Below are 20793 nucleotides of genomic sequence, written 5' to 3' on the forward strand. Positions count from 1 at the left end.
CTGCCATGGCCATTGTCGCCATGGGCAAGATTTGAACGGAGCCACGACATGTTAAGCACGCTGCTGGAATTTACGCTGGTCCTGGGGGTAATGACGGGGCTCGCCGTACTGATGGGTAAATGGCTGACCCGGGTCTTCACCGGGACCCACCATGCCTTGCCGGAACGCTATACCTATCGCCTGCTGGGCATCGACCCACAAGAAACCATGGGCTGGGCCCGTTTCGGTACGGCGCTGTTGTTGTCGAACGCGGCAATGATGCTGCTGGGCTACCTGGTCCTGCGCCTGCAGGCGGTCATGCCGATCAACCCGCTGGGGCTCGCCGCGCAATCGCCGGACCTGGCGTTCAACACCGCCGCGTCCTTTATTACCAATACCAACTGGCAGGCGTACTCGGGCGAGACCAGCCTGTCGAACTTCAGCCAGATGGCGGTCATCACCTTTCTGATGTGCGTCGGCGCCACCTCCGGCGTGGTCGCGGCGGCCGGTTTCATTCGCGGCTTGAGCCGTTCCAATTCGGGCGATCTCGGTAACTTCTGGGTCGACTTCACCCGCACGCTGTACCGCGTGATGCTGCCGCTGTGCGTGGGCATGGCGCTGGTGTACGTCTGGCAGGGCATGCCGCAGACCTTCGCCTCCCAGGCCCTGGTCACCACCCTGGAAGGGGCGCAGCAACAGTTGATTGTCGGTGCGGTGGCCAGCTTTGAATCGATCAAGCACATCGGCACCAACGGCGGCGGGTTCTTCAGCATGAACGCCGCGCACCCGTTCGAAAACCCGACGCCGCTGACCAACATCCTGCATATCCTCAGCATGTTGCTGATCCCCTCGGCACTGACCTACACCTTCGGCAGCATGCTGATGCAACGTCGCCAGGGCTGGGTGTTTTTCGGCACCTTCCTGGTGATGTTCATCGGCTTCCTCGCCCTGGTCTACGGCGCCGAGCAAAGCGGCAACCCGCTGCTGACCCAGGCCGGCGCCAACCAGACCCTGTCGCAGGAGCACAGCGGCGGCAACATGGAAGGCAAGGAGCTGCGCTTCGGCATCGCCGACAGCAGCCTGTTCATTGCCACCACCACGGCGGCGACCACCGGTTCAGTCAACACCATGCACGACTCGCTGACCCCCATGGGCGGCTTCGTGCCCCTGGCGCAGATGATGCTCAACTGCGTGTTCGGCGGCGACGGCGTGGGCTTTATCAACCTGATCCAGTACGCCCTGCTGACGGTGTTCCTGGTGGGCATGATGATCGGCCGCAGCCCGGAGTTCCTCGGCAAGAAAATCGAGGCGCGGGAGATCAAGCTGGTGATGCTCTCGGTGCTCGCGCACCCCATCAGCATCCTGGGTTTTACCGCCCTCGCCGCCCTGTGGCCCGACACCATGGCCAGCCTCAACAACATCGGCCCCCATGGGTTCAGCGAGGTGTTGTACGCCTACACCTCAGGCACCGCCAACAACGGCTCGGCCTTTGCGGGCTTGAACGCCAACACGCCGTTTTTCAACACCACCATTGGCCTGGCGATGTTGATCGGGCGCTTCTTCACCATGCTGCCGATGCTGGCCGTGGCCGGCTCCCTGGCGATGAAAAAAACCGTGCCGGCCGGTGCCGGGACCATTCCCACCGCGACCCCGCTGTTCATGCTGCTGGTGGTGTTCGTGGTGCTGGTGGTCGGCGGCCTGACCTTTTTGCCGGCGCTCGCGCTCGGCCCGCTGGTGGAGCAACTGCAGTTGCTGTCCGGCCAGACGTACAACTGAGGACACGTAGATGACAACCCAATCGATATTCAAGGGGCTGTTGCGCCCGGTGCTGGTTTCGGCGGTGTTTTTCATGCTGTTGACGGGGCTCGCCTACCCGGCGTTCACCACCGTGGCCGCACAGCTGATGTTCCCGTTCCAGGCCCGCGGCTCGCTGATTGAACGCGATGGCCTGGTCATGGGCTCGACCCTGATCGGCCAGCACTTCACCCGGGCGCAATACTTCCATGGCCGCCCGAGCATGACCCTGGGCGCCGACCCGCAAGACCCAGGCAAAAGCGTATCGCAGCCTTATAACGCCGGTTCCAGCGGCGCCAGCAACCTGGGCCCAACCAGCCAGAAACTGGTGGACCAGGTGGCCGCCCGCGTGCAGGCCTATCGCCTGGCCAACGGCCTGGCCGCCGACGCCCAGGTGCCGGTGGACGCGGTCACCGCTTCCGCCTCGGGCCTCGACCCGCATATTTCGGTGGCCAATGCGCGCCTGCAACTGCCACGGGTCGCGCGCCTGCGGCAGATCCCCGAAGCCGAACTGCTGCAACTGGTCAGCCAGCACACCAGCGCACGCACCCTCGGCCTGCTCGGCGAGCCACGGGTCAATGTGCTGCAACTCAACCTTGCGCTGGATGCCCGCCAGCCATCGCCGCCTATTGCGACCAGTGAGTAAGAGATTGCCCTCATGAAAAATGCTCGTTTACCTCTGTTTGATCGCGCCATCGTGCTCACCGCGTGTGGGGATGCGCTGAAGAAACTGCTCCCCCAGGCGCAATGGAAAAACCCGGTGATGTTCGTGGTCTACCTGGGCAGCATCCTCACCACCCTGCTGTGGTTCCAGTCCCTGGGCGGCCAGGGTGAAGCGCCCAGCGGTTTTATCCTCAGCATCACCTTGTGGCTGTGGTTCACCGTACTGTTCGCCAACTTCGCCGAAGCCCTGGCCGAGGGCCGCAGCCGCGCCCAGGCCGCCAGCCTGCGCGGGATGAAACGCCAGACATTGGCCAAGTTGCTGCAACAGCCCAAGCACGGCGCCGCGTGGCTGCCGACCGAAGCGTCGCTGCTGCGCAAGGACCAGGTGGTGCTGATCGAAGCCGGCGACCTGGTGCCGCTCGATGGCATCGTGATCGAGGGCGTGGCGTCGGTGGATGAAAGCGCGATCACCGGCGAATCGGCGCCGGTAATTCGCGAGTCCGGTGGCGATTTTTCCTCGGTCACCGGCGGCACGCGCGTGCTGTCGGACTGGTTGGTAGTGCGCATCAGCGTCAACCCCGGCGAGTCGTTCCTGGACCGCATGATCTCGATGGTCGAATCGGCCAAGCGCCAGAAAACCCCGAACGAAGTGGCCCTGACCATCCTGCTGGTGGGCCTGACGCTGTTGTTCCTGCTGGTGATCGCCACGCTGAGCCCTTACTCGATCTTCGCCGTGGCCATGAGCGGCAGCGGCAGCGTGGTCAGCGCCACGGTGCTGGTGGCGTTGCTGGTGTGCCTGATCCCCACCACCATCGGCGGCCTGCTCTCGGCCATCGGCGTGGCGGGCATGAGCCGGATGATGTCGGCCAATGTCATCGCCACCTCCGGGCGGGCGGTCGAGGCGGCGGGTGACGTCGACGTGTTGCTGCTGGACAAGACCGGCACCATCACCCTGGGCAATCGCCAGGCCAGCAGCTTTTTGCCGGCGCCGGGCATCCAGGAAGCGGACTTGGCGGATGCCGCGCAATTGGCCTCCCTGGCCGACGAAACTCCGGAAGGCCGCAGTATCGTGGTGCTGGCCAAGCAGAAGTTCGACATCCGCGCGCGGGACATCAACCAACTGGGTGCAAGCTTTGTGCACTTCACCGCGCAAACCCGCATGAGCGGGGTCGACCTGCCCGCAGGCCGGGCGATTCGCAAGGGCGCAGCCGACGCGATCCGCAGCCATATCGAAGCCTTGGGCGGCAGTTTTCCGTCAGCCTTGCAGGCCAGGGTCGATGAAGTCTCGCGGCGCGGCAGCACCCCGCTGGTGGTCAGCGACGGCGCCACGGCGCTAGGTGTGGTGGAGCTCAAGGACGTGGTCAAGAGCGGCATCAAGGAGCGCTTTGCCGAACTGCGACGCATGGGCATCAAGACCGTGATGATCACCGGCGACAACCGCCTGACCGCCGCCGCCATTGCGGTGGAGGCCGGGGTGGATGACTTCCTCGCCGAGGCCCGCCCGGAAGACAAGCTGCAATTGATCCGCGACTACCAGGCCAAGGGCAAGCTCGTGGCCATGACCGGCGATGGCACCAACGACGCGCCGGCGCTAGCCCAGGCCGACGTGGCGGTGGCGATGAACAGCGGCACCCAGGCTGCCAAGGAGGCCGGCAACATGGTCGACCTCGACAGCAACCCGACCAAGCTGATCGAAGTGGTCGAGGTGGGTAAACAGATGCTGATGACCCGCGGCGCCCTCACCACCTTCAGCGTGGCGAATGACGTGGCGAAGTACTTTGCAATCATCCCGGCGGCGTTTGTCGCGACCTATCCGCAGCTCGGCGCGTTGAACGTGATGCAACTGAGCAGCCCCAACTCGGCGATTCTCAGCGCGGTGATTTTCAACGCGCTGATCATCGTCGCGCTGATTCCCCTGGCCCTGCGCGGCGTGACTTACCGCGCAATCGGTGCGGCGGCGCTGCTCAACCGCAACCTGCTGGTCTATGGCCTGGGCGGGGTGTTGGTGCCGTTTGCCGGGATCAAGCTGATCGACATGCTCTTGACCGCAGTGGGCTTGGTGTAACGACTCACCCCCATGTGGGAGCGGGCTTGCCCTAATGCCAATCAGTTAAGCGAACGCAATGCTCAAAGCGGTGAAGATCAAATGTGGGAGCGGGCTTGTCGGATCGCCGCATCGCCGCGAAGACGTCGGCCCAGCAGACATTGATGTTGACTGACCCACTGCTTTCGCGAGCAAGCCCGCTCCCACAGGGGATCTGCGCTTGACTGACTGCCATTAAGGCAAGCCCGCTCCCACACTTGAACCGCATTGACCAGGAATGACATGCCCGCCTTAAACAACGCACGCCCCGACCCCGACGCCCTGCTCGCTCGGGTCCAACAAGAAGAACAGGCCGCCTTGCGCGGCAAATTGCGTATCTACTTTGGCTCCAACGCCGGGGTCGGCAAGACCTGTGCGATGCTCGAAGCGGCGCGCCGCGAAACTGGCCGTGGCCGTGACGTACTGGCCGGCGTGGTGGAAACCCACGGCCGCCAGGACACCGCCGAGCTGCTCCACGGCCTCGAACAACTGCCTCGCGCCCAGCACCTGCACCGTGAATTCGCCCTCAGCGAATTTGACCTCGACGCCGCCCTCTTGCGCCATCCTGGCGTGTTACTGGTGGACGAACTGGCCCACAGCAACGTGCCCGGCTCACGCCACCCCAAACGCTGGCAAGACGTGGAAGAACTGCTCAGCGCCGGCATCGACGTGTGGACCACCCTCAATGTGCAGCACCTGGAAAGCCTGAATGACCTGGTCAGCGGGATCATCGGCATACGTGTGCGTGAAACGGTGCCCGACCATGTGTTCGATAACGCCCACGAAGTGGTGGTGATCGACCTGCCGCCCGACGATCTGCTGCAACGCCTCAAGGACGGCAAGGTGTACCTGGGCCCGGCGGCGGCACGCGCGTCTGAGCATTTTTTCCGCAAGGGCAACCTGTTGGCGCTGCGCGAGCTGGCCCTGCGGCGCACGGCCGACCGGGTCGACACGCAGATGCGCGTGTACCGCCGCGAACAGTCGATCAAGACCCTGTGGCCGGCCCGCGAACGGCTGTTGGTCGGCGTGGCCGGGGATGCCGGCGATGAACGCCTGGTGCGTGAAGCGGCGCGCCTGGCGCAAAAACTGGAGGCCGACTGGATTGTCGTGCACGTGGCCTCGGCCCAGGCGCGCGGCGCCAGGCGCTACTCGAGCGCGATGAAAACCCTGGCCCTGGCCGAAGAGTTCGGCGCCGATACCGCCACGCTGCCGGGCATGGACGTCGCCGAAGCGCTGGTGGCCTGTGCCCGTGAGCACAACGCCAGTCGCCTGGTACTCGGCCATCATCCGCGCCGCCGGTGGCAGTTCTGGCATCAGTCGGTCAGCGATCGGATCAGCCGCCACCACCCGCAAATCGACCAGATCGTGATGGCCCACGGCCTGCTGCCGGGCACGCCTGCCGTGCCCGAAAAAACAGCAACATTGCCCGGTACGCGATTGGCCTATCTCTGGGCCAGCCTGGCCTGTTTCGCGGCCAGCGCCGTGGCCGCACTGCTGTTGCAAGTGTTCGACCTGGCCAACGTGGTCATGCTGTTTTTGCTCACGGTGGTGCTGGTAGCGCTGCGCTTTGGACGCGGCCCCGGCGTGTGGGCAGCGATGCTCGCGGTGCTGTGTTTTGACTTCTTTTTCGTCCAGCCACGCTACTCATTCACGGTCAACGACACCCAGTACTTCTTCACCTTTGCCTTGATGCTCGGCATCGCCCTGATCACCGGCCAACTCACCGCGCGCCTGCGCCACGAAGCGCGCACCGCCGCCGCACGGGAACGCCGCGCGACCTCCCTGGCGCGCCTGGCCCGCGACCTGTCGGCGGCGCTGACGGTGGAGCAAATCAGTGAAGTCGCGCTGCGCACCTTCAGTGGCGTCTTCGAAGCACGGGTCGGCCTGGCCCTGCCCGACGCCGCCAATGGCGTCCACAGCGTGAGCGCCGCTGGGCTGCCGATCGACGACAGCATCGCGCAATGGGCATACGACCACGGCCACCCCGCTGGCCACGGCACCGACACTTTGTCGGCGGCCAAGGGCTGTTACTGGCCACTCAAGGCGCCGATGCGCGTGCGCGGCGTGCTGGTGCTGGAACTGGCCCAACGCGATCGCTTGAACGACCCGCAAGAACGTCGCCTGCTGGAAGCCTGCATGAGCCAACTGGCGATTGCCCTGGAGCGCGTGCATTTCGTTGAAGTGGCACAAAGCACCCTGGTGCAGATGGAAGGCGAGAAAATGCGCAACACCCTGCTCGCGGCAATCTCCCATGACCTGCGCACGCCGCTGACCACCCTGATCGGCGCCGCCGAGACCGCCCTGCCCCACGCCCCGGCGGGGCCACTGAACGAGCTGCTGCATGGCATCCACGAACAGGCCATATCCATGCAGCGCCTGATCGAAAACCTGTTGGACATGGCGCGCCTGCAAGAGCGCGGTGTGCGCCTGAACCGCCAATGGCACTCCCTGGAAGAAATCGTCGGCAGCGCCCTGCGCCAATTGCGTGAACCACTGGCGCACCACCGCGTACACACCACGCTCGACGCACAGTTGCCGCTGGTGGAAGTCGATGGGCTGCTGATCGAGCGGGTGCTGGTCAACCTGCTGGACAACGCCGCCAAGTACACCCCGCCGGGCACCACCATCAGCGTGGCCGCCAGCCAGGCCGGCGAGCAGATTGTGCTTGAGGTCAGCGACACCGGCCCCGGTCGCGCGCCGACCAATCTGTTCGAGCCCTTCACGCGCGGCCAGCAGGAATCGTCGGTGGCCGGCATCGGCCTGGGCCTGGCGCTGGTCAAGCGCATCGTCGAGGCCCACGGCGGGCGCATCCAGGCCAACCCCGGCCGCACGGGCGGCATGCATTTCACCATCACGCTACCCGCAGGCACCCCGCCTGCCATGGAACCCTTATGAGCACTGCACGCATCCTGATTGTTGAAGACGAGGCCAATATCCGCCGCTTTGTGCGCATTGCCCTGCAAGACGAAGGCTTTCAGGTGTTCGAGGCCGACAGCGTCAAACGTGGGCTGATTCATGCCGCCAGCCGTCAGCCGGACCTGGTGATTGTCGACCTTGGCTTGCCGGACAGCGATGGCAAGCAACTGATCAGCGAACTGCGCGGCTGGCTGGCGGTGCCGATCCTGGTGCTGTCGGCGCGTGACCGTGAAGAAGAAAAAGTCGCCGCCCTGGACGCGGGCGCCGATGACTACCTGACCAAGCCGTTTGGCGTGCCCGAGTTGCTCGCGCGTATCCGCGCCCAACTGCGCCGGCACGGGCACACCGGCACGGTGGTAGCCACCAGCAAGGTGGCGTTTGGCGAGATTGCAGTGGACCTGGCGACCCACCAAGTGTGGCGCTCAGGCCAACCGGTGCACTTGACGCCCATCGAGTACCGCCTGCTCTGCGCCATGGTTCGCGGCCAGAACCGCGTACTGACGCACCGGCAACTGCTGCTGGAAGTGTGGGGCCTGGATTACGTCGACCGCGCCCACTATCTGCGGGTGCATATGGCGCATCTGCGGCAAAAGCTGGAGGTGGATCCGGCACAGCCGCAGTACTTCATTACCGAACTGCAGGTGGGCTACCGGTTGGTGGGGTTGTAGAACCGCAAATCCCGGGCACAAAAAAGCCCGCTCATTGAGCGGGCTTTGCGGGGTGACCTGGCGTTCAGCATTCCAGGTAACCGAATATGGCGCAGCGGACGGGATCATAACTCATCCTCTAAATCATTGAAAGCTTCAGCTTTCTGTCGCTCAGCATACCGCTGATGGACTTGATTATGTACTCATTATTTTAAGTTGGGAATTACGATGCTCAGCGACTCTCTGAATGGCCCGAATAGATTACTTTGGACCAGCTTGACGTTCGCGAGCACCTGATACGTCTTGGTAACGTCAAAACCTCGGAGCCGGAACCCAGTCGCTATGTAGTGGTCGACTGATCCCAGCCAGATGTAGCATTGCCCATTACCGTTGCTGCGGCTCTACGTAAAGCAGTTGACTAAAGCCAGAAATCGGCCAATTGCGGACATTCCGTGCTAATCACTGTAGGTCAATGATCATGCGTTCGGTTTCAATCGAATGCCTCGCAATCGTAGCCTGCCGTCTCAGAGTTCAAACTTCCGGCTCTCGCCAACCCTGCAAAGCGTGCCAAGGCGTTCAAGCTGACCAAAGCTGCCATTAGTGACCGACTGCTTTCGAGCTCTGAATAGTTACTCGTTAGGACATATGTAAGCACTGCGTTTTTTCCCCCGCCCCACGAACAAGCACCCGAGCAGCGTCGGCACATCCAAGCACTACAGACACCACCCACACACTGCGCACCACATCAATGCGTAACACCTGCTATCGCACGCAATTAGCGCACCTCTCCCGACTTCCCATCCTCTCCTACGCCCCTATTCGCGCAAGCTACCTCCTGGCACGCTTCATGCTCTTGTATTAATATTCAAGTTACTTGAATAACAATTTGAGGAATTCAAGGGGAATACCAATGACGCGTTTCACTCTAAAAGCACTCTCGCTGTCGCTCGTCACGCTGTGCAGTATTTCTCTAGCGCACGCAGACGATTTGCTGCAGCGCATCAAGCAGAAAAACGAGATAGTCGTTGCCACCGAGGCGCGTTTCGCGCCGTTCGAGTCGGTAGAAAATGGCAAGATTGTCGGCTATGGCGCAGACCTGATGCATTACGTACTGGATGCTGACTTGCCCGGCGTTAAGGTGCGCCAGCTCGATCTACCGTTCCAGGGGATTTTGCCAGGCTTGGATACCCGTAAATTCGACTTCGTCGTGACATCAGTGACAGTCAATAAAGCGCGTTTTGAGCAATTCGCCTTTACCGTCCCCATTGCCGAGTCCACCGTTGCATTGCTCAAGCGCGCCGACGATAACAATATCAAGGCATTGACCGACTTGAACGGTCGGGTGATTGGCTCTCAGGCAGGTTCCGGCCAGCTGGCAGTGCTACAAGCACTGGACACCAAGCTCAAAGCTGAAGGCCAACCGGGCCTCAAGCGGATCAAAGAGTATGTGAGCTTCGATGAAGCTTATGCGGATCTGGCCAATGGTCGTCTCGATGGCGTGGCACAGTCGCTTTCCAACCTAGGCCCATTGATGAAAGCTCGTCCGGGGCTTTTCACAACGCTGCCGGAGATGGTGGGTCCAGTGACGTATTTCGGCTGGGTCGGTCGCAAGGATGCTGACAGCGCAAGCCTGGTGAAGCTATTTAGCGAGGGCATTGCCCGTGCAGGAAAAGATGGCACCTTAAAGACGCTGCAAGATAAGTGGTTTGGTTTCACCATGGACTTGCCTGCTGATGCCATGCCAGTACCGAGCATCTGAGCCGCTGATGATGAATGATTTCAGCAGCCGTCTCGCGCTCTATTGGCCTGCCTTGATCGACGGTGCAACAACCACATTGTGGTTGTGCGCCATCGGCATGCTGCTGGGTTTCATTCTCGGCGTAGTAATTCATCTGATTGCCAATGGTCGCAGCCCTGCCGGCAGAGCATTCACCCGGGTGTATGTCAGTTTCTTTCGTGGCACGCCCATGCTGGCGCAGCTGCTGCTTCTGTTCTATCTCCCATCAGCCCTGGGCCTGGATGTGCCACCCATGGTGGCTGCTGCTGTAGCCCTAGCGCTGAACACGGCGGCTTATCAGTCGCAGATTCTGAGCAGCGGTTTCGCCGCAATCCCCAAGGGCCAGATGGAAGCGGCGGCCGTGTTTGCCATCGGCAAATACAACACGCTTTTTCATATCCAACTGCCACAAGTGTTGCGCCTCACCTCACCCGCGCTGATCTCCGAGTTGATCGATGTGATCAAGGTTTCAGCCGTGGTTTCGGTCATTTCCATCACTGATTTGATGCGCGTCAGCCAGCAGCTGGTTTCGCAGACTTACCGCCCGCTTGAGGTGTATCTGGTGGCGGGCTTGTTTTATCTCGTGCTGACAAGCCTGTTGAGCGTGCTCGGCAGCCTGCTGGAACGTCGCTGGAAGGAGCTCAAGTGATGCAAGAATTATTGAGTTATCTCCCGGATTTCGCCAATGCACTGCTTGTCACGCTGGGTATTAGCCTGACTGCCGCTGCCATGGGCTTACTGCTGGGATTCGGGATCAACGCCTTGCGCATGGCGGCCCCAGGATTTGTAGCGATCTATCGCGTTTACGTGTGGCTTATTCGCGGAACACCTTTTCTCGCCCAACTCGCGATTATTTATTTCGGGCTGCCAGTCATCGGTCTACGGCTGGAAGCCGTCGAGGCAAGCATCCTCTCGCTGGCCTTATACAGCGCTGCTTATTTTGCTGAGCTGTTCCGCTCTGCCTGGGCCAGTGTGCCCAACGGTCAAGTAGAAGCAGCGCGGGTGCATGGCATTTCGCGCAGCCGGGTGTTCTGGCACATACAAGCGCCGCAAGCGCTGGCATTCGCCCTCCCGCTATTGGGCAATCAGGTGATCCTGACCATCAAGGAAAGCGCCGTCACCTCGATTATTACCGTGCCAGAACTGACCATGACTGCCGGACGCATCGTATCCACCACCTTTTCCTACGTATTGCCGTATGCCCTGCTGGTGTTGAGCTACTGGCTGCTGACCTCGTCGGTCGCAGCTGTAGCCAGCGCACTGGGGCGGCGCATGACACGCCATCTACGAGGCTGAACAGATGAATACCCTTCCGCTTCTCAACTTGCGTGGCGTTGGCAAATCCTATGGCTCGCACCGTGTGCTCAGTGAGTTTGACCTGAGCGTACAAGCCGGTGAAATCGTGTCTTTGATCGGGCCTTCAGGATCAGGAAAAACCACCGCCCTGCGCTGTATGAATTTCCTTGAGCGCTATGACGAGGGAGAGATATGGATCGATGGTCAACTGCTGGGCTATAGCGGACCGGGCAGACGTGAAGCCGACCGCGACAGCGAAGCCAAGATCGATGAGGTGCGCAACCCGCTGTCCATGGTGTTCCAGCAATTCAATCTGTGGCCGCACATGACCGTGCGCGACAACGTCATGGCGCCTTTGGTACTCGGCAAGAAAATCGCCAAGGCCGAGGCGCGCAACCTGGCTGATCAGGCACTGGCACGGGTCGGCCTGAGCGCCAAGGCGGATGCGTACCCCGCTCGCCTCTCCGGCGGACAGCAGCAACGCGTCGGCATTGCCCGGGCACTGGCAGTAAAACCGCGGTTGATGCTGCTCGACGAACCGACCTCGGCGCTGGACCCGGAATTGGTCGAGGAAGTACTGCAGGTCATTCGCAGCCTTGCGAACGATGGCATGACCATGGTGATGGTGACCCATGAAATGAGCTTCGCTGCACAGATATCCAGTCAGGTAGTGTTTATGGAAGCAGGAAAAATTATTGAAACCGGTACTCCGCAGGCACTGTTTCAGGCACCAAAGACGGAACGCTTACAGCAGTTTCTCAGCCCCTGGTTTAACCGCAGCCTCACTCCACGCGTGCAGGTGACCCCATGATTGCCGATCAAGTGATGCAGGCCGTTTCATCGGAACGACTGCAGCGTTTGTTGGAGACCCTGGCAACCTTCGGGCCCGGCATCGATGGCGGAATGAACCGTCAGGCGTTGTCCGAAGAAGACTTCCTGGCCCGCGCCTGGCTGATTGAAGAAGCCCGAAAACTGGACTGCAAAGTGTGGACCGACGCCAGCGCCAACCTGTTCATACGCCGCGAAGGCCGTGAGGACTTAACGCCAGTGATGACCGGGAGCCACGTCGACACCCAACCCACAGGCGGGAAGCTTGACGGCTGTTACGGGGTGATGGCCGGGCTTGAATGTCTGTATGCGTTGGCAGAACTCAACGTCAGCACCCGTCGCCCGATCGAAGTGGTGGTCTGGACTAACGAAGAAGGCAGCCGCTTCAGTCCAGGAGCGATGGGCTCCAGCGCCTACGTAGACCCGGCGCGACTGGAGACTTATCGAAACAACCTTGACGCTGCGGGTATCTCGGTAGGAGAGGCACTGGACGCTCACGCCCTGCGCTTTGCCGAACTGCCACAGCGCGAAAAAATCGCCACACACGCCTTTGTCGAGTTGCACATTGAGCAAGGCCCGATATTGGAGCAAGCCAATGTCCCGCTGGGAGTGGTTTCGGGTATTCAGGGCGTGCGCTGGTATCAAGTGCGCTGCAAGGGTGCTTCGGCACACGCAGGAACCACGCCGACGCACATGCGGCGCGATGCGTTGTTGCTCGCCATGGAATCCCTCGGCCGCATCGACGCGCTGGCCGAACAACTTGCCGGTGACGACAAGCGCCTGACATTCGGACGCTGGAACGTCTCGCCCAATGCAATCAACACGATTGCCGGTGAAGCAACCTTCAGCATCGACTTCCGCCACGCCGATCCGGCTGTACTCGAAGCCTTCGATAATGCCCTCAGTGCCTGCCTGCCTGCCGACGCCGAACTGACCAGCCTGTTCAGCCACAGCCCGACCGCGTTCGATCATCAGGTCATCAATGTGTTGGAGAACGCCTGCGACGCCACAGGACTGACTTGGCAATCGATACGTTCTGGCGCCTTCCACGACGCCATGTATCTGGCCGGGCACTGTCCGACAGCAATGCTTTTTGTACCCAGCCGGGACGGCATAAGCCACAACCCGAAGGAATTCACAGATCCCGCGCAATTGAAAGCAGGCGCCCAGGCATTGGCCTGGAGCCTGGTTGCACTTGCAGAACAACCCTGAACCCATAGGAACTCATATGACCAATATTACCCATAGCCACGACTATCCGGCCTGCTGCCAGCCCGACAATGGCTCCTCGCTGGGCATCAACGCCACGTTGAAAGAACCGATCTCGGCCGATGGCACTCCAGTCCTGGGCGAAAGTTACACAGTGCCTGCCCGTTGTGGCCGCGCCGTCCGCCTGAAAGCTGGCCAGGTCATCAAAATCGTCAACACTCACGGCACCCAGGTATGTGACACCTGGTTGTTCAACAGCGAAGACATGAGCGAATTCCTATCGATGGAACATGCTCGCGCGCATTGCAACAGCATCATTCCCAAGACTGGCGACGCGCTGTTCAGTAACCGCCGCCGCACGATCGGTACCTTGTTGACCGACACCTCACCCGGCATTCACGACACCTTGATGGCTGCGTGTGACCTGCACCGCTACACCAACCTGGGAGTCGAGGGTTATCACGACAGCTGCGCGGATAACATGCGTCTGGCCTTGCAGGCTATTGGTCTGCGCTCCCATGAAGTTCCGCAGCCTTTCAATCTGTGGATGAACATTCCGGTCAAGCCTGATTACACTGTTGAATGGCTGCCGCCGGTATCCACAGCCGGGGACTACGTTGAAATCCGTGCAGACATGGACGTTATCGTGGTGATGTCAGCCTGCCCTCAGGACATTGTGCCTATCAATGACCTTAACCCGGTGGAAGTTACCTTCTCGGTTCACGGCTGATCTTCAGTACCCCAGTAGACGACAGGCTCCCGTAACCCTAGGATGCCTGTCGCTCACTTCGTACAAACTTTTCGAGGGATGCATGTCCACACCCAGCAAAACGCCAGTAGCCAAATCCCAGCATTCCGATGCCCTGCCGAGTTTGAGCGTTCGCCTTCGCCATGCGCGTAAGGTGGCAGGCTTAACTCTCAAGCAAGTTGCCCAGGCTGCCAACTGCTCCGAAAGCCTAATTTCCAAGCTGGAAAACGACGCCGCATCGCCTTCACTGGCCATGCTGCACCGCCTGGCACTCGCGCTAGGCAGCAACGTGTCCGAGCTGACATCCGAAGACTGGGAGTCTGAAGAGCCCGTGCTGCGCGCCGGCGGTCGACAAGTGAGTCGTTTCGCACAAGGCACCGCCAAGGGCTATATCGATCTGGAACGCATCACCCATCTGCAAAAAGGCGGGCTGCTGCAAGGCGATATTCATATCGTTTCCCCTGGCATGGTCAGCGACATGATCGAGCATGCTGGTGAAGAGATGGGTTACGTGATCGAGGGAAGCCTCGACCTGACTCTCGGCGAGACCACCTACACGCTGAATGCTGGCGACTCCTTTCACTTCCCCAGCAACGTACCCCATGGCTATCGCAACTCGACCAAGAGTGTCGTTCGCATACTTTGGATCAACACGCCCGCTACCTTCTAACAAACTGCTTTCGGTACTTGGCAACGTCCGCCTCGTCGACACCGCCGCTGACAGCAGCGCCCACCACCCCGCAACATGCGCCGCTCTGATTTGAAATGCATATCTGCAGAGAAAATCGGGAGCGCAGCCTTTTTGGCAAAGTAGTGTCAGCACGCCGCCTCGCAACGCCGTTGGCTCATACAGGTGTTGCATTTGCGGTGCTGTAGGCGATGTCAGGATCGGTGACAAATCATCCGGCCACAACGCCCTCAACGCGCCTTTAACGTCAGAACCAACAATATTCATCAAGCACCTTGAATAAATATCCTGCCACCGTCTTCTATTAGTGCAGCCTACGCCCAGACGCCTCAATCCGGCGCAATTCAGGTTGGCGAAAGACCTTGGTTTTGTGGTGCTACAGGGCAATAGATCGTGCCTCCGAATCAGGCATGAACATTGCTTTCACATTATTCAAGTAACTTGAATTAAATGTAAGCCACTATAATCAGGGGACCGTATGACCCAATCCAGCGTCACGACTCGCTTCACTTTGCTCGCTCGCATTGCAGCGATAACCACCCTCTCCTTCTCGTGTGCCTACGCGGGGACAGTGGCTGCGGATCCGTTGAAAGTTGCCATTGTGCTAGCCGGCAACATCACCGACCGTTCCTTCAACCAGTCCGGTTATGAGGGTGTAATTCAGGCACGCGACGCACTGAAGATAGATGTGGCCTACAGCGAAAAGGTCCCGCAACCAGACCAGGCTCAAGCCTTGGCAGACTACGCCCGACGCGGCTATGACGTGGTGATTGGTTATGGGGGCGAGTTTCAGGATTCAGTGGACCGGGTTGCCAAACGCAACAGCAAGACCCAGTTCCTGGTGGTAAACGGCACCAAAAGCGGCGGCAATGTCTCGACGCTGGCGTTCGATATGAAGGACATGGGTTATGTCATTGGCTACATCGGCGGCAAAACGTCGTTGAGCGGAGTGGGTGGTTTTGTCGGTGCGCAAAAAATCAAAGCGTACTCCGACCTCAACGACGGTTTCGTCGAAGGCTTCAAGGCCGCCCGACCACAGGGCCAGGTCCTGAGTGCATGGACCAACGACTGGGATGACCTGGCCAAAGGCAAAGAAGCGGCCTTGAATCTAATTGGGCAGAAAGCCGATGTGGTGTTCCCAACCATGGATAACGCTGTACTTGGCAGTCTGCAAGCAGTCCGTCAGGAGAACAAACAGGGGTTCGGAATTTACTACGATGCGTTGAGTGACTGGCCGGATAACCTGCTGCAATCAGCCGTGCTAGATATGCGCGGTGCGCTGCTGACGGTGCTTACTCAGGCGCAAAGCTCGTCGCTGGGCGGCAAGTCTTATGTGTACGGCTTTGAAACGCCCAAAGCCTTCCGCCTCGGTAGCTACGGCAAAGCAGTATCCGAGCAGACCAGGACCGATGCCGCGGCATTGATCGAGACCATCAAGCAGCGCAATGCCAGCCAGCCAGCAGTCGCGGCGGCGGTAAAACCCTGATGAGCTATTTACAACTGGAGGGAATCGGCAAGCGATTCGGCGACTTCACGGCCCTGAAGGACGTCACTCTGGGAGTAAGCAAAGGCAGTATCCATGCGCTGTTGGGTGAGAATGGTGCGGGTAAAACCACACTGATGAACATCCTCTACGGCTTTTACCAACCGGACTCCGGTGTGGTTCGCCTTGATGGTAGGGAGCTGTCAATCGACTCGCCCCGTCAGGCCCTGTCCGATGGTATTGGCATGATCCACCAGCATTTCATGCTGGTGGATAACCTGAGCGTTCTGGAGAACGTCGTCCTCGGCCTGCCGGGCGGCCTGCGGCTGAAACTCACTGATCACCGTCGCAAGCTGATAGAACTGAGCGCTCAGGTCGGCCTGAATGTCGATCCTGATCGCCTGATCTGGCAACTTCCGATAGGCATGCGTCAGCGGGTGGAAATCCTCAAGGCGCTGTATCGGGACGTGGAAGTGCTGATTCTGGATGAACCCACCAGCGTTCTGGCCCCTACCGAGATCGACGCATTTCTACAAATTCTGGATAACCTGCGCTCGATGGGCAAAACCATGTTGTTCATCACGCACAAGCTCGATGAGGTGTTTCGGGTTTGTGATCGGGTGACGGTACTGCGCCGGGGCAATGTCGTCGGACACGCTCAGGTCAGTGAAAGCACGCCACAGGAAATTTCCCGGTTGATGGTCGGCCGTGAATTGGCCCAGCCCGTTGAGCTTCCCATGGTTGTACAGGGCCCGGTTGTGCTCAAGGTACGAGCTTTGTCGGCCAATAATGATCGCGGCATTCAGGCGTTGAATTCTGTCAGCTTCGAGATTCGAGCGGGGGAAGTGCTGGGTATTGTCGGCGTTGACGGCAACGGCCAGGCGGAGCTTGCGGATACGATCGCCGGAATGCGCCATGCGCAATCCGGGGAAGTCTACATGCGCGGCCAGTCGATGCTTGGCCACGATGTCGCCAGCCGCCGTAAACGGTTCAGGGTCGGCTATGTTCCCGAAGATCGCCACAGCACCGGGCTGGTACTGGATTTCACGCTGTGGGAAAACGCCATGCTGCGCGATCACCGACGCTCACCGTTTTCGCGTTTCGCCCTGCTCAAAACAAAACGCGCGCGGGAGATCACCAAAGACTGGTGCTCCCGATACGACGTGCGCATGCACTCGGTTGACCAGCAAGTACGGTTCCTCTCAGGAGGCAACCAGCAAAAGCTGATTTTTGCCCGGGAAGTCGAATGCGACCCTGATCTGCTAATCGTCATGCAGCCGTGCAAAGGCTTGGATGTCGGTGCTATCGAAGCCGTGCAAGGGGTCGTGCGCGAACAGCGGCAAGCGGGCAAAGCGGTGCTTTACATATCGACGGAGCTGGAAGAAGTCATGGCGATTTCTGATCGTATTGGCGTGATGTGCGCAGGTCATCTGACGGGTGTACTGAATCGCGCCGACGCCACAGCGGACCTGATTGGTTCACTGATGACCAGCACGGCTTCACAAGAGGTTTTGTCATGAATGAAGTCTGGCGCTGGCTGCATCGCCTGCGAATGGTCTGGGCGGTGCTTGCAGCCTTTGCCCTGGGTTCGCTGCTCATCGTAGCGGCTGGCAAAAATCCCATGGCTGCTTATCAAGCGTTGTTTAAAGGAGCCTTTTTCGACTATCACGGCCTGGCCGATACCCTGGTCAAAATGTGCCCGATGCTGCTCGCCGGGCTTGCGGTGATCATTCCCATGCGTTGCGGGCTGCTCAATGTCGGTGCCGAGGGGCAGATCTATATCGGTGGACTGGCAGCGGCAGCCGTCGCGCTGTATCTGCCGCAGATGCCTGCGATGCTGCATGTGCTGCTGTGCCTGCTGGCAGGCATGCTGGGCGGTGGCCTGTGGGGCTCGATTCCAGGGTATCTAAGGGCAAAACGCGGCATCAATGAAGTCATCGTGACGCTGCTGATGAACTACGTGGCGATCAATATCGTCAGCTATTTCGCAGGCGGTCCAATGATGCAGGAAGGCGCGCCCTACCCTTACTCAGCAGAAATCAGCGAAGACTTATGGCTGCCTCTGCTGCTGTCGGACACTGACACTCACATCGGTGTGCTGATTGCGGCGCTCTTGAGCTTGATGACCTTTGTCGTCTTCAAATACACCACCATCGGCTTTTCAATGACGGCGGTAGGCAAAAGCCCGCAAGCCGCGCGCTACGCTGGTATGTCCGTGAACCGCAACCTGATCGGCAGCATGATCGCAGGTGGCGCCATCGCTGGCTTGGCGGGGGCGATAGAAGTACTCGGGGTCAAATACCGGTTGTATCACCTGTTCAGCCCCGGCTATGGCTACGACGGCATCGTGGTTGCCTTTATGGCCAGCCTGAATCCTTTGCTGGCGACATTTTCGGCGTTTTTCCTGGCAGGCCTGAGCACTGGCGCGCAGTACATGCAACGCGCCATCGGCCTAGATGTGACAGCGATAGAAGCATTGCGCGGGCTGATCGTGATCTTTGTCGCCGCCGGGCTGATCTGGAAATTAAACCTGCAAAAGCGGAATAACCCGTTGGCGAAAACGGCCAGCATCCCGAACCAGCAAAACACAGCGGAGGGTTTGACCGATGGACGCTAGTTATCTGGATATTCTTGCCACCGGACTGCGCCTCGCCGTCCCGCTAATTTTCGCGGCATTGGGCGGCATCTGGTGTGAACGTGCCGGGGTGTTCAACCTGGCGCTGGAGGGCAGCGTCCTGGGCGGCGCGTTCGGTGCGGCTCTAGGTGCGTTTTTCCTGCAAAGCGTGTGGGGAGGTTTGCTGGGTGGATTACTTGCGGCGGGACTGGTCGGACTGCTATTGGCAACCATGACGGTGCGCCTGGCAATCAACCAAATGGTTGCGGGTATCGCCATCAACATGCTGGTCATTGGCATGACCTCTTTCTTCGCACGCATGGCGTTCAGCGAGCAAGCTGCTTCAGCATTGTTGCCGGGCTTCACGACATTGCCTGTTCCGGGGCTGGCGTCGATCCCGGTGATCGGCGATATTCTGTTCCAGCAGAATTTACTTGTCTATCTGCTATACGGCCTGGTGCCACTTGCCTGGTGGCTTCTATTCCGCACTTCGTGGGGCCTGAACCTGCGCGCCACCGGTGAGTATCCAAGAGCCGCCGATAGCGCCGGATTGAACGTATTCCGGATTCGTTTTTTAAGCGTTGTGGGCTCTTGTGTGATCGCCGGACTGGGTGGCTGCTATTTGGTGCTGTCACAAGTCTTCATGTTTACCGAGCACATGAGCGCGGGCAAAGGCTTCATTGCCCTGGCGGCATTGATTCTAGGTCGATGGAATCCAGTGGGCGCACTAGCTGCCTGTCTGTTGTTCGGCCTGGCCGATGCACTGCAACTGCGTTTGCAATTTGGTCATCCGGATGTGCCCTATCAGCTGTTCGTGGTGCTGCCTTATGTCGCATCCATTGCCGCACTGGTGATCTTCGCCGGAAAGATCAGGCCTCCGGCCGCCGCAGGTGAATACTTCAAGCGCGGTGGCAAATAGCATTTCGCCTCGACTTTCAGTTTTTAACAGGTACCGACATGAGCAAACCTGCAAGCATGATCAACAACCCTATTCCGTGGCCTGGCGGCGCGCGATGCGCCGTGGCGATCACCTTCGACATGGACGCCGACAGCTTCCTGCACCTGCATCGCCCCGCAGACAGCCATAAGCGGGTCAGCACCATTTCAACCCTGCAATACGGACCGAAAGTCGGCGTACCGCGAATCCTGCAATCCTACCGGGACCTGGGTCTGAAACAGACATTCTTCGTTCCTGCCTGGTGCATTGAGCAATATCCGGCCGCGGTCGAAGCGATGGTCAAGGACGGTCATGAAATCGGACACCATGGCTACATCCATGAGCACGTCAACGAAATCAGCGAAGAGGAAGAGCTGTTCTGGCTGCGTAAATCTATCGATATCATCGAACGCCACACAGGCCAGAAACCCCGAGGTTTCCGCGCCCCGCTATACAACTTCTCGCCCGCTACCACAGACCTGTTGATTGCCGAAGGCTTCAAGTACGACGCCTCGTTGATGGGCGACGATATCCCGTACATCCTGCAAGGCAAAACCGGCCAACTGGTAGAGCTACCGACCCATTGGGCGATGGATGACTGGCCGCCGTACGTGCACATGAGCGACATCGACTACAGCATGCCGATCCGTTCGCCTCAGGAAGCCATCTCCGTTTACAAGGCCGAGTTTGATGCGATGTGGGAGCACGGAGGGCTTCTGGTTGCAGTCTGGCATCCGTTCGTAAGCGGCCGCCTCGCCCGCTGGCATGAGGCGGTGCGCTTCATTGAATACATGCAGGCCAAAGGTGGAGTGTGGTTCGCCACGCTGGAAGAAATCGCCGCGCATGTAAGTCAAGTACATGACCAAGGGTCGGCAAATCTGCGGGTGGAGCGTATGCCGCCGTACGACGGCCCCGTCAAGTTTGACAAATATTAGCCAAAACGCTGATTAGCGGTCGCCATCAGGCGACTGCCTGACCACCACAGGCAATTCCTTAAACCTATAAAAATACACAGTCAACTCACTTACCCACATGTCCATTTCGGCGACGAGTCGTTAACTACAACTGACAGAATTCGCAATTGACTAAAATGCCCGCGCGTCGAATTCACAGCAGCGCACTTCAACGTCG

Annotated in this window: 17 protein-coding genes; all 17 read left to right on the forward strand. The window is 59.8% G+C overall.

Annotation, left to right across the window (positions count from 1 at the left end; translation table 11 throughout):
* Positions 1-48: 48 nt before the first annotated feature.
* The 17 genes from kdpA (at position 49) to HBO05_RS22035 (ending at position 20597) form a co-directional block, all read left to right on the forward strand.
* Entirely contained in the window at positions 49-1755 is a 1707-nt protein-coding gene (kdpA, locus tag HBO05_RS21955) for a potassium-transporting ATPase subunit KdpA (protein WP_172314052.1), read from the forward strand.
* Positions 1756-1765: 10 nt separating this feature from the next.
* Positions 1766-2419, forward strand: coding sequence for a K(+)-transporting ATPase subunit C (kdpC, locus tag HBO05_RS21960; protein WP_169957211.1), 654 nt, complete (start codon positions 1766-1768; stop codon positions 2417-2419).
* A 12-nt stretch (positions 2420-2431) separates the two neighbouring features.
* Entirely contained in the window at positions 2432-4501 is a 2070-nt protein-coding gene (gene kdpB, locus HBO05_RS21965; protein ID WP_169957213.1) for a potassium-transporting ATPase subunit KdpB, read from the forward strand.
* 261 nt (positions 4502-4762) lie between these two features.
* A complete protein-coding gene (locus tag HBO05_RS21970; RefSeq protein ID WP_172314055.1) occupies positions 4763-7414 on the forward strand; it encodes a sensor histidine kinase KdpD in 2652 nt (883 codons plus the stop codon).
* The gene (locus HBO05_RS21975; protein ID WP_169957394.1) at positions 7411-8103 is read left to right on the forward strand and encodes a response regulator; all 693 of its coding nucleotides are present in this window, start codon (positions 7411-7413) and stop codon (positions 8101-8103) included. The genes HBO05_RS21970 and HBO05_RS21975 overlap by 4 nt, the downstream gene beginning before the upstream one ends.
* An 889-nt stretch (positions 8104-8992) precedes the next feature.
* Positions 8993-9841: a transporter substrate-binding domain-containing protein gene (locus tag HBO05_RS21980; protein WP_042558395.1), complete on the forward strand. Its 849-nt coding sequence runs from the start codon at positions 8993-8995 to the stop codon at positions 9839-9841.
* A 7-nt stretch (positions 9842-9848) separates the two neighbouring features.
* Complete coding sequence (locus tag HBO05_RS21985) at positions 9849-10508, forward strand: amino acid ABC transporter permease (protein WP_131672230.1); 660 nt, start codon at positions 9849-9851, stop codon at positions 10506-10508.
* Entirely contained in the window at positions 10508-11155 is a 648-nt protein-coding gene (locus HBO05_RS21990; protein WP_042558394.1) for an amino acid ABC transporter permease, read from the forward strand. The genes HBO05_RS21985 and HBO05_RS21990 overlap by 1 nt, the downstream gene beginning before the upstream one ends.
* 4 nt (positions 11156-11159) lie before the next feature.
* Complete coding sequence (locus HBO05_RS21995) at positions 11160-11966, forward strand: amino acid ABC transporter ATP-binding protein (RefSeq protein ID WP_042558393.1); 807 nt, start codon at positions 11160-11162, stop codon at positions 11964-11966.
* Positions 11963-13195: a M20 family metallo-hydrolase gene (locus HBO05_RS22000; protein WP_042558392.1), complete on the forward strand. Its 1233-nt coding sequence runs from the start codon at positions 11963-11965 to the stop codon at positions 13193-13195. Before HBO05_RS21995 ends, HBO05_RS22000 begins: the two co-directional genes overlap by 4 nt.
* A gap of 16 nt (positions 13196-13211) precedes the next feature.
* Complete coding sequence (locus tag HBO05_RS22005; protein WP_042558391.1) at positions 13212-13922, forward strand: urea carboxylase-associated family protein; 711 nt, start codon at positions 13212-13214, stop codon at positions 13920-13922.
* Positions 13923-14004: 82 nt separating this feature from the next.
* The gene (locus HBO05_RS22010) at positions 14005-14610 is read left to right on the forward strand and encodes a cupin domain-containing protein (protein ID WP_042558390.1); all 606 of its coding nucleotides are present in this window, start codon (positions 14005-14007) and stop codon (positions 14608-14610) included.
* 496 nt (positions 14611-15106) lie between these two features.
* On the forward strand, positions 15107-16114 hold the full coding sequence (locus HBO05_RS22015; RefSeq protein ID WP_162184574.1) for a BMP family protein: 1008 nt from the start codon (positions 15107-15109) through the stop codon (positions 16112-16114).
* Complete coding sequence (locus HBO05_RS22020; protein WP_042558389.1) at positions 16114-17631, forward strand: ABC transporter ATP-binding protein; 1518 nt, start codon at positions 16114-16116, stop codon at positions 17629-17631. The genes HBO05_RS22015 and HBO05_RS22020 overlap by 1 nt, the downstream gene beginning before the upstream one ends.
* Complete coding sequence (locus HBO05_RS22025) at positions 17628-18728, forward strand: ABC transporter permease (protein ID WP_042558388.1); 1101 nt, start codon at positions 17628-17630, stop codon at positions 18726-18728. Before HBO05_RS22020 ends, HBO05_RS22025 begins: the two co-directional genes overlap by 4 nt.
* Positions 18718-19644, forward strand: coding sequence for an ABC transporter permease (locus tag HBO05_RS22030; protein ID WP_042558387.1), 927 nt, complete (start codon positions 18718-18720; stop codon positions 19642-19644). The genes HBO05_RS22025 and HBO05_RS22030 overlap by 11 nt, the downstream gene beginning before the upstream one ends.
* A 38-nt stretch (positions 19645-19682) precedes the next feature.
* Positions 19683-20597: a polysaccharide deacetylase gene (locus HBO05_RS22035; RefSeq protein WP_223816864.1), complete on the forward strand. Its 915-nt coding sequence runs from the start codon at positions 19683-19685 to the stop codon at positions 20595-20597.
* Positions 20598-20793: the final 196 nt, after the last annotated feature.

Source organism: Pseudomonas sp. WS 5079 (genome assembly GCF_012985465.1).
In the GTDB taxonomy this organism is placed as follows: domain Bacteria; phylum Pseudomonadota; class Gammaproteobacteria; order Pseudomonadales; family Pseudomonadaceae; genus Aquipseudomonas.